A 7,310-nucleotide genomic window follows, 5' to 3' on the forward strand; every position below is an offset into this window, starting at 1 on the left:
TTTACCGATACCAGACTGTTTATAACCACCGAATGGTGCGGCTGGATTTCTTGCTGCACCGTTTATAATGATACTACCTGTGCGTAATTTTTTGGCAACGTCATATGCTTCTTCGTCATTTTCACCAAATACTGCACCGTATAACCCGTACGTCGTATCGTTCGCGATTTCTACCGCTTCATCTACATCGTTATATGTGATGATCGATAAAACTGGTCCAAATATTTCTTCTTGCGCGATTTTACTGTTGTTATCGACTTTTGTAAATACCGTCGGTTCGACGTAATATCCTTTGTCTTCACTTTCTACTCTACCGCCACCAATTAGTAACGTCGCTTCTTTTTTACCGCTTTCGATATAGTTATACACACGGTCTTGAGCTTCTTTAGAGACGACTGGTCCAATCGTATTGTTTTCATCTTCAGGATTTCCAACACGTACGTTTTCTTCGATATATTGTTTAACGTATTCTTCAACTTCTTCTAGTCGAGATTCAGGAACGATTAAACGCGTAAGTGCTGAACATGCTTGTCCTGCGTTATTAATAATCGCGTCCATCGATTGTTTTACTGCTCTTTTAGCATCACCTTTAGGAAGTAAAATGTTCGGTGATTTTCCTCCAAGTTCTAAGTGTATATTTTTAATATTACTTTTTGCTTGTTCATAAATGCCTCGACCTACTTTAGTAGATCCAGTAAATGAAATCATATCCACTTTTTCATGTCCAGTTAACGCATCTCCAACTTCACTACCAGATCCAGGGACGATGTTAAATACACCTTTTGGAAGGCTTGTTTTATCAATCACTTCAGCAAGTAAAAATGCTGCAACTGGAGTTTTCGTACTCGGTTTTAGTACGACTGTGGCACCAGCGAGTAAAAGACATGTAAGTTTTCTTTGAATTTGATTCAGTGGGAAGTTCCACGGTGTCACTGCTGCTACAACACCTACACCTTCACGTACTAGATCAAATCCTTCATGATGTTCTGTGAATTTTACTTTATCCGCGTTCTCAAGTGCGAGTGTCATCTCTTTGATTGCTTGTTCAACCTGAGCTGCTTTTGTGTAATTATATGAACTTCCTAGTTCTTGTCGAATGACTTTCTCAAAGTCTTCTTGTCTCTCTTTAATTCCGTTTAAAATTTCTTCAACGTATTTTTGACGTTCTTCATAAGACGTTTCATTGAAGCTTTTAAATGCACGCGCTGCTGCTTCTACTGCTTTATCGACATCTTCGCTATTTGCTTTAGCAACCGTAGTAAAAATTTCTTCTGTCGCTGGATTCTCAACTTCAATCACTTCAGACGTTGATGGTGTGACCCATTCTCCGTCAATATATATTTTGTCGTATTTCATTTCGTACATCCTCCTTAAAGTCTGTATTACTATTCTATCCGTTTAGTCATTTAAACAAACATCTGATTATTTTTCGTGCCACGCTTCAACAGTTGATAGAAATTGTTTCATACTGTCTTTGTTTTTAAAATCAGGGATATCTCCAATTAAAACATCTTTGTTATTTAATGCTTCGTGCCCTTTTTTCAGAACGATTAACGACTTTTGACTTTTTTCGTCTTTAAAAATAGTCTTCGGTAAGTTTAAGAACATGAGTAACGTCACATCTTCTTTTATATACGTTTTAAACGTTTCTTGATTTTCCGTTAAGATGTTAGTAGGTACTGTAAAAATACCGATACCGTCTTCTTTTGCTTTATTCATTCCTGCTTCAATCATTAAAAGATGCGCAAAACTTCTGCCCTCTTTAAACGCTGTCGTATACCCTTCAACTTCTACCGGATAAAAACCGACAGGTAAATCTCCAACGACTAAATCAACTGGATCAATAAAGTTTTGTTCGATGATATTTTGCGGATATATCTTCATATGTGTCTCTAAAAATTCACATAGATTTGCATTTAACTCAGCGAGCGTTGGATCGATTTCGACACCGTTTAACTGCAACTCTGAATTTAACTCACTTAACGTCATCGATAAGTGGCCAGATCCACTCCCGACATCTAACACCGAACCGCTACTATTATCGTTTAGTACGTTGCCGATATAGCCGATTGTGTATCCGATGACGTCTGGAGTTAGTTGATGGTTCGGTTGAACTTGCTCTTCTTTTAACTGCTTTAAATAAGCAAACTGAAATGCTTTTCGCTTCTCTATTTTTGTACCCGTTACGTTTACTTCTAATAATGCTCGAGACAATGATTCAATTCGTGATAAACCAGTCTCTTCATGAATGTCATCTGTTTTATTTACTAATGCTTCGTATATTTTTTCTAAATTACTAAGTTCCATTAAAAAATTCACCTCTAAAAAAAATAAGGACTATTCTTTCGAATAGCCCTATTATAACAATTGATTAAATATTTTTTAAAGCGTCAATTGCTTTGTCATAATCTGGTTCATTAGTACCTTCAGGTACGTATTCTACGTAGACAACATTATCGTCTTCGTCTAATACGAATACACTTCTCGCTTGTAAACGTAAGTTTGGCATTAGCGTGCCGAATTGTTTCGCAAATGATAGATCCCTATGATCTGAAAAAGTCACTGCATTTTCGATACCTTCATCTGCACAAAAACGTTTTTGAGCGAATGGTAAGTCGTTTGAAATTGTAATTAACTGCGTGTTTTCAACATCTGCTGCTTTATTATAAAATGTTTTCGTTTGAACTTGGCAAACGCCTGTATCAAGAGACGGTACAACACTAATTAGCTTTTTTGTACCTGCATACTCTTTTAACGGTTCTACATCTTTTAACTCGCTATTCACAACATTAAAACTATCGATATGTTGACCAACTTCAACAGCTTTTCCGTCTAATTTAACTTCATTTCCACCAAAAGTAATTGTCGTCATAAATTAAACCAGCCCTTCTTTTCTATTAGTCTCTACATCCACAGTATATTCAACCTCTTTTGAGTTTACAACTAATGTGTCTCCGATAAAATCATGAAGTCCCATTCGATTTTCGTTAAATAAAATCATTAAGTACGGTAAGTTTAATAATGCTTGCGTAATATATCGACCGATAAGTTCTCTATATAATACTTGAGCAAATGTTAACTCATACCCTTTACTTGAAACAACACGAATACCGAAAATCATTTTTCCTAACGTTTGACCAAAGAAATATGTCATTAAAACAAAGTACAGGAAAAATACGACCGCTACGACAATACTACGTATTGAAATTGCGTCAAAAATAATATTTTGATTCATGACGCCTAGCATCGTTAAAATCGGAATAATTGCGATTTGGCGTACCGACCATAAGACGATGAGATCAACGATATATGCGAGGAGACGTATTAACGTATCTGCAACAGGATAACCCATTTCTTTTTGCAAGATCACTGTTTCTCTTTTCATAATCTCACTCCTTACTCATCATATAAGTACATCGGTTTTGGACCTTGACGTTTATTGATTAAGTTTTCAACGATTAACGCATCTGAATCGTTAAATAATTGTTTCACGATGCTCGGTCCGTTAAAATTGAACATTGAAAAACGATTTGAACCATAACCATACGTATAAACTTGTGGATTTTCTGACCCAATCTCTTCTTTTAAATCAGCGAGCGCGTCATCAAAGTATCCAATCTCGTCTACAAGTCCGTTTTCAAGTGCATCACTTCCAAGATATACACGTCCATCTGCTAATTTACGTACTTCTTCTTCACTCATATTACGCCCTTCAGCAACAACTTTTACGAACTCATCAAACATCGTATCTACCATGTGCTGAACGTATTCTTTTTCTTCTTTAGATGGAGTTTTTGCTCCTGATAACATGTCTTTCATATCGCCTGATGTATATGTGTTAAACTTTACGCCGTACTTTTCAGCAAGCTCACTGTAATCGATACTTTGCATAATTACGCCGATCGAGCCAGTGATCGTTTCGTTACTTGCGTAAATTTTATTTGCAGGTGCTGAGACATAATATCCACCACTTGCTGCCATATTACCCATTGAGCTGTAGATAATTTTCCCCTTATCTTTAGCAATTTTTAAGTACTTGTATACTTCAGCACTTTCAAATACTCCACCACCTGGTGAGTTTACGTCGAGTAAAATTGCTTTCACAGAATCATCTTCAATAATTTCTTTTAAAGCATCAACTGTTAAACGATGATTATAACCAGCTACTCCAGAAAATAATCCGCCACCTTGCGGTGTATCTTGAATGACGCCATCTACACTAATGACTGCGATTCTATTTGACGGGTCACCTTCTTCAATAACGCTAACAGGTGACTCATCTGCAAGACTACTAAATAAGTCTTCAAACTGATCTTTTTGGAATACATTAAATACGCTCATGACAATGCCTGAAATCAGTAAGGCAATTGCTGCGACTAATGCAATCGTTCGTTTCATAAGTTCATCTCCTTTAATTTCTGTATGAGTTAGTATAACACAGTGAGTTACAGTAAATCGTCAAATTCTGTAGATTCTTGTTCGTTTTTTGATGTGTATATTGTGATTTGATCTAGCGCGTCTTCGATGAGTGGTTCAAAGTCGACATTTGACTCATATTTTATGACCGTATCTAAATTTGGTGATGTCTTCGGTTGTTTTGGTTTAAAGATTGTACAACAATCTTCAAACGGTAATATAGAAGTTTCGTACGTTCCGTAATTCACAGCTTTTTGTATAATTTCATTCTTTTCATATGTGAGTAATGGTCGTAGTACTGGGAAATTTGTCACTGCATTAATCGTATTCATACTCGTTAATGTTTGCGATGCAACTTGTCCAATATTTTCTCCATTTACGACCGCTTCTGCACCGATTTTACGTGCGAGACGTTCTGCGATGATTAACATAATACGTCTCGTTGTCGTCATCGAATAACCATCAGGTATTTTATCGTAAATAGTCGTTTGAATATTTGTAAATGGTACGATATGCATTTTAATATCGACACCGGTTTTATCTGCCATAATATCTACGAGTGTTTTTACTTTTTCTAACGACTGCTCACTCGTATATGGTGGTGAGAAAAAGTGAATCGCTTCAATTTCAACACCTCTTCGCATTATTTCAAATCCTGCGACTGGACTATCTATTCCACCAGAAAGCATTAAAACAGTTTTACCACCTGTTCCAAGTGGTAATCCACCGACCCCATCATACACTTCACTGTACATATAAATTCCGTCATAACGAATTTCTATCATAATCGTATGATCTGGATGTTTTATATTCACTGGTCGATTTGTTTCTTTTACGACATGTCCGCCGATTAACTGCTGAATTTCGTGTGTCTTTAAATGGTACGCTTTGTCGATACGTTTTACTTCAACTTTAAATGTATCGTCCTCTTTAAATGTTGATTCTAATAGTAATGCATTTTCTTTCATCGCTTCATCCGTTTTTTCAAGACGAATAATTGGCGACATGCTTAATATTCCGTTCACATGTTTTAATCGGTCGATGACTTCATATGCATCTTCATTTTCTAGATCGATGTACATTCTATCTCTATTCGCACGGATAACGACGTCAAGTCCTTCTAAAGCGCGCTCGATTTGTGACACTAATTTACCGATAAACATCTTTCTATTTTTCTTTTTTAACGTAAGTTCGCCGTAACGAACGAGTAATAAATCATATTTCAACGATGACATCTCCTAATTCTTTATATATTTCATCAAATACTTTTATAAACGTATCTATGTCACTTTCAGTCGTATACTGTCCCATCGTAAGACGGATACTTCCTTCAATTACACGTAACGGATTTCCCATCGCGATGAGTGTTTCGTTCGGTGCGTTACGTTGTGACGCACATGCGCTCGTTGTAGATACATAAATATCACGTTTACTTAGTGCGTTAACGACGACTTCACCTTTAGCACCTGTAATCGACAGATTAATGTAATGTGGCACATGTTTAGGTTGAATATATACACCTTTATATTGTTGAAGCGCCTCACGTATTTTATCGTTAAACGAATTCATCTTATTATACGTGTCATCCATCGTTTCAAAAGATAAACGTAGTGCTTTAGCAGTCGACACGATACCTGGTAAGTTTACCGTACCGCTTCTCACGTTATATTCATGTCCACCGCCATACATCACCGGATTTAACTGTGCAAGATTTTTAATGAATAATCCACCGACACCTTTAACGCCATAAAACTTATGCGCTGAAAAGGTCACTGCATCCACCCCGCGATAATCGATATTCACCTTACCGACAGCTTGAGTTGCATCGACATGGAAAAATGCTCTGTTATATTGCTTGACGACATCAACAATTTTTTCAATCGGTTGAACACTTCCGATAATATTGTTAACCGCAATAACCGATACAAAGATCACATCATCCGTCATCTTTTCTTTTAAATCTTCGAGATCAATAATCCCTTCCGATGTCGTATCAATAAACACTAAATCGATACCATCAATATGTCTCAGTACTTCGATGACACTTGGATGTTCAAGTTCTGAAACGAGTACCGTTCGACCAAATTGTAATTTCTTTTTTTATGACGCTTTGTATTACGATGTTATTACTTTCTGTAGCTCCAGAAGTAAATATTAAATCGTAATCATTTAATTTAAACAGTTGCTTGATCTGTGTTCTAGAAGCTTCAAGAAGCTTTCTCGCTTCTTGTCCACCTTTACTTAAACTTGCTGTATTATAAAAATATTTTCGATTTACCGTGTCATACGTCTGTAGGACGTCGTCTAATGGACGCGTCGTTGCTGCGTTGTCAAAATAAATCATTGTTTCCTTCACCTACCATAAAAAAGACTTAGGAATGCTCCTAAGTCTCTTATCTGTTTTCATATGAGTCGATGATACGTTTTACTGCATCTTCATCAACTTCTCGTAATGCATGTTCTGCAATTTGAAGTGCACGCTTATATCTATTTTCATTGAATAAACGCGTCGCTTCTTCAATTTCACCGTCTAATGTACTGTTATCTTTACGATAACGGTTTGCGTATTGAATAATTAACTCAGACAGTTCAGAGTCATGAATAACTTCATATGCTTCTTGCTCGAAGTTATTTAATAAAATGACTGCTTTATCGACTTTCTCTTTAATGTAACGGACATTTAACGGACGACGTTCAAGATATCTATCGATTTCTTTCACTTCGTTATCGAGTTCATGCTTCATAACGATAAACTGCTCTGGAATTCTCACGAGGTTTGACGTTGTTAATCTATGCATGACTTCTTCTTTTTTGTCATCGATTAAGTTCGTATTATCGATTGCTTCCTCTTCATCGTATTTTAACGACTGTAAGTAATCTAGTACATCTACTTG

Annotated in this window: 9 protein-coding genes; all 9 read right to left on the minus strand. The window is 36.4% G+C overall.

The window, feature by feature from the left end:
• Window positions 1-1,356: aldehyde dehydrogenase family protein (locus TJ68_RS03350; RefSeq protein ID WP_040928734.1), on the minus strand; the 1,356-nt coding region annotated here is incomplete at its 3' end.
• A gap of 66 nt (window positions 1,357-1,422) precedes the next feature.
• Window positions 1,423-2,307: a class I SAM-dependent methyltransferase gene (locus tag TJ68_RS03355; protein ID WP_040928736.1), complete on the minus strand. Its 885-nt coding sequence runs from the start codon at window positions 2,305-2,307 to the stop codon at window positions 1,423-1,425.
• A gap of 64 nt (window positions 2,308-2,371) precedes the next feature.
• A complete protein-coding gene (gene tpx, locus TJ68_RS03360) occupies window positions 2,372-2,872 on the minus strand; it encodes a thiol peroxidase (protein WP_040928737.1) in 501 nt (166 codons plus the stop codon).
• 3 nt (window positions 2,873-2,875) lie between these two features.
• On the minus strand, window positions 2,876-3,385 hold the full coding sequence (locus TJ68_RS03365; RefSeq protein WP_052327280.1) for an RDD family protein: 510 nt from the start codon (window positions 3,383-3,385) through the stop codon (window positions 2,876-2,878).
• A gap of 11 nt (window positions 3,386-3,396) precedes the next feature.
• Window positions 3,397-4,398 (minus strand): signal peptide peptidase SppA, encoded by a 1,002-nt coding sequence (sppA, locus tag TJ68_RS03370; RefSeq protein ID WP_040928738.1) that lies wholly within the window; start codon window positions 4,396-4,398, stop codon window positions 3,397-3,399.
• 47 nt (window positions 4,399-4,445) lie between these two features.
• On the minus strand, window positions 4,446-5,642 hold the full coding sequence (gene thiI / locus TJ68_RS03375; RefSeq protein WP_040928739.1) for a tRNA uracil 4-sulfurtransferase ThiI: 1,197 nt from the start codon (window positions 5,640-5,642) through the stop codon (window positions 4,446-4,448).
• The gene (locus TJ68_RS03380; protein ID WP_337587677.1) at window positions 5,632-6,456 is read right to left on the minus strand and encodes a cysteine desulfurase family protein; all 825 of its coding nucleotides are present in this window, start codon (window positions 6,454-6,456) and stop codon (window positions 5,632-5,634) included. The genes thiI and TJ68_RS03380 overlap by 11 nt, the downstream gene beginning before the upstream one ends.
• 13 nt (window positions 6,457-6,469) lie before the next feature.
• Entirely contained in the window at window positions 6,470-6,760 is a 291-nt protein-coding gene (locus tag TJ68_RS08750) for an aminotransferase class V-fold PLP-dependent enzyme (protein ID WP_272944037.1), read from the minus strand.
• Between the two features lie 49 nt (window positions 6,761-6,809).
• Window positions 6,810-7,310, minus strand: a 501-nt coding sequence (locus TJ68_RS03385; RefSeq protein ID WP_040928740.1) for a septation ring formation regulator EzrA, incomplete at its 5' end; no start/stop codon positions are given.

The organism is Nosocomiicoccus massiliensis (genome assembly GCF_000438455.1).
Lineage (GTDB): Bacteria > Bacillota > Bacilli > Staphylococcales > Salinicoccaceae > Nosocomiicoccus > Nosocomiicoccus massiliensis.